Genomic DNA, 1,717 nt, shown 5'->3' on the forward strand with positions numbered 1-1,717 from the left:
CCGCAGGACCCCGCGCTCCACCTCCCCGGCCTCCGCCGATCAGAGCGCGGCGGTGGATACCGAGCAGCTCACCCTCGACGCCGATCCCGGCCCCGAACCACTCCACCCGCGCCTCACCCTCGACGCCATCGCCGCCGCACGCAACGCCGTCGACGACCTCGAGCCCGAATTCGACGAACCCGATCCCGACGCGGACGGGGATGTGGAGATCTGGTCGGTGGCCCGCACCATCACCGATCGTGGTTTCTCCCGGCTCCCGGTCGGTCAGGTCGCGGAGATCCTGACCCTCGCGGATCAGTCGTGGACCCCGGCGGGAATCGGCAACGAGGTCGGCGTCCCCACCTCTGCCGTGACGAGGGTGCTCGACGCGGTGGTCAAGGTTCGTCGGCCCTTCGCCGTGAGCTGATCAGGCGAGGTCGATCACTCGGACAGTCCGGCGCGGGCGAGCAGGTACGCGATCAGCGGTTCGTAGTGTTCCTCGGGCCGGATGCCGTCGTCCAACGGCACCGTCACGACGATCTTGCCCTCGGCCTGCCCCGCGAACAGCGCGGGATCGTTGCAGTCGGCGAATCCGACGACATCGATACCGGCATCACCCGCCGCGCCCGCCCAACCGTGATCGGCGATGACCAGATCCGGCCAGGAGCCGTTGTCGAGTTCGCGCAGCATCGCCCGCATCGGATGCGGATCGTGAGTGTGGGCGGGTGCGCCGTCGGGCCGGACCACGGCCGCGACCCCCGAGTTGTACCGGATTTCGCGTCGGCGCGGACCGTAGTGTTCGTCGGCCTCGTAGGACCAGCCCGCGGCGGGTGTGAGCACGGCACAACCCGCCGCACGCAGCCGATCCTCCACCGCCCGATAGACATTCATGAGGGTGCCCGGATGACCGGTGGCGAGCAGCACCGTTTCCCGACGCCGAGCCGCCTCCCCGATCCTCGCGCCCATCACATCGAGGGCATCGAGCGTGAGATCGGGGTCGATGGTGTCCACGCCGCGCAGGAAGCGCGCGTCCGGACTCACCCCGCACAGCCTCGCCATCATGTCGAGGGCTTCGTCGAAGGTCCAATCCTTCAACGTCAACCCGAACTGATAGTGCGGATCCTTACCAACCATGCGCCGGAGATGTTCGAGATTCACCTCCCTCGGTGTCGCGACATCCCCCGCGATCCGAGTCCGCACCAACTGCTCCCGCAGCGCCCGTCGATCGACCTGTCCGAATCCCACTGCCGAACCTCCGCATATTCGGTGGGCCCGTTCAACCCCACCGAACCAGCCAACCAGACGAACGTGACGGGCCCGTTCTCAGCGGACATTCTTCGAAGAAAATCCCAGGAATCCGCCGCGACGGACGGAGAATGTCCGGCCGGACCGATCCCCCACCCAAACAGCTCATTCCATGAGCACTTTCCCCACCATGATCGATAGCAACCACCACTTCGAGCCGCCGGGAGCCCCCATGGAATCACGCGACACCGCCGACATCCTCGATCTCACCACCCCCGCCGCATGGGAATCCTGGCTCGCGGACAACCACGCGTCGAGCACCGGCGTCTGGCTGAAAATCGCCAAGAAGAATTCCGGCAGCACCACCATCACCATCGAGGTCGAGAGCGTTCCCACCGCCGGTGGATCCACTCGTAACCGCCGGAAGGGAGGGGCAAAGTAAATGGGACAGAAAATCAACCCCCATGGCTTCCGCCTCGGTATCACCACCGAC

The 1,717-nt window shown here is 66.5% G+C and carries 3 protein-coding genes; 2 read left to right on the forward strand and 1 reads right to left on the reverse strand.

Features of this window, described 5'->3' with window-relative positions; genetic code table 11:
• Nucleotides 1-406, forward strand: a 406-nt coding sequence (locus tag JZ792_RS41005; protein ID WP_216918356.1) for a hypothetical protein, incomplete at its 5' end; no start/stop codon positions are given.
• 14 nt (nt 407-420) lie between these two features.
• Here JZ792_RS41005 and JZ792_RS41010 read toward each other — a convergent pair.
• Nucleotides 421-1,224 (reverse strand): phosphatase, encoded by an 804-nt coding sequence (locus tag JZ792_RS41010; protein ID WP_216918358.1) that lies wholly within the window; start codon nt 1,222-1,224, stop codon nt 421-423.
• A 190-nt stretch (nt 1,225-1,414) separates the two neighbouring features.
• Here JZ792_RS41010 and JZ792_RS42530 point away from each other — a divergent pair, with 190 nt between their 5' ends.
• Nucleotides 1,415-1,666 carry a YdeI/OmpD-associated family protein gene (locus JZ792_RS42530; protein WP_254191093.1) on the forward strand — a complete coding sequence of 84 codons (252 nt, stop codon included), beginning with the start codon at nt 1,415-1,417 and terminating at the stop codon, nt 1,664-1,666.
• The last annotated feature ends 51 nt before the right edge of the window (nt 1,667-1,717 follow it).

This window comes from Nocardia noduli, from assembly GCF_019038455.1.
Lineage (GTDB): Bacteria > Actinomycetota > Actinomycetes > Mycobacteriales > Mycobacteriaceae > Nocardia > Nocardia noduli.

Coding starts and splice junctions, on each gene's coding strand:
- JZ792_RS42530 (WP_254191093.1), top strand. CDS start 1,415: ATGATCGATAGCAACCACCACTTCGAGCCGCCGGGAGCCCCCATGGAA.